The 1,056-nt window shown below is 70.8% G+C and carries 1 protein-coding gene and 1 pseudogene; both read right to left on the reverse strand.

The annotated features are described in order from the left end of the window. A pseudogene (locus ABZ297_RS46870) lies at positions 1-156 on the reverse strand (phenylalanine--tRNA ligase subunit alpha); the annotation flags it as partial. Positions 157-286: 130 nt separating this feature from the next. Then, positions 287-1,056: HAMP domain-containing sensor histidine kinase (locus ABZ297_RS46875; protein ID WP_355361126.1), on the reverse strand; the 770-nt coding region annotated here is incomplete at its 5' end.

Below are 1,056 nucleotides of genomic sequence, written 5' to 3' on the forward strand. Positions count from 1 at the left end.
CTTGCCGGCCTCGGCGCGGGCCGCCGGCGGCAGGGCGCCGATCTCGCGGTTGGCCAGCGCGATCGGCGAGCGGTCGCCCGCGTGCGCCAGCCTGGCCTGCTTGAGTGCGTCGAGGCTGCCGGCCGTCTTGATCGCCTCCAGGGCGTCGGCCTCCATGCGGGACACCTCGTCGGCATGCAACGGTGTCACCTCGACGGGGTCGTAGTCAGACAAGAGTGAGCTCCGTATCCAGGGCTTGAGCGGAAAAGAGTCTAGTGGGACCTCGCCCACCGGGCCGACTCGTGCGTCAGGCGAAGTCGGGCGTGCCGGTGGGCACGGTAAATCGGAACTCCGCCCCGCCCTCGGGCGCGCGCTGCACGTTGATCGTGCCGCCGTGCGCCTCGACCAGGCCCTTCACGATGAACAGGCCGAGCCCGGTGCCACCGCGCCTGCGGCTGTTGCCTCGCCAGAACTGCCTGAAGACGCGCGGAGCCAGCTCGGGCTTGACGCCCTCACCCTGGTCGCGCACCGACACGGCTACTCCCCATCCGACGGACTCGATGTCGATTGTCACGGTTCCGCGCCCGTGACGCACCGCGTTTTCCACCAGGTTACCGAGGATCTGGTCAACTTTGTCCTGGTCGAGCCACATCTCGGGGAGGTCGTCGCCCGCGACAAGGCGGAAACGGTCGTCCGAGTCGCCCGCCGCGACCCGCCCGGCTATGACGCGCCTGGCTCTGGCGGGGATGTCGACGACCTGGCGGTGCAGTTCCAGCCGCCCCGACTCGATCCGCGACACGTCCAGCAGCTCGGTGATCAGCCGGGTGACGCGGTCGGCGTCGTTGTTGACCGTCTCGAGCATGACCCGCTTCTGCTCGTCGGTGAACAGCGCCCACTTGGCCAGCAGGGTCGCGGTGAAGCCCTTGACGCTGGTCAGCGGCGAGCGCAGCTCGTGGGCGACCGTGGAGACCAGGTCGGCGCGGCTGCGCTCCAGCCGGGCGCGGGCGCCGCCGTCGCGCAGGGTGATCGTCACGCGCTCGACCTCGCCGCAGCGCTGGGCCGCGCGGCTGGTGCGCG

Origin of the sequence: Nonomuraea sp. NPDC005983 (genome assembly GCF_040614375.1) — a bacterium.
GTDB lineage: Bacteria > Actinomycetota > Actinomycetes > Streptosporangiales > Streptosporangiaceae > Nonomuraea.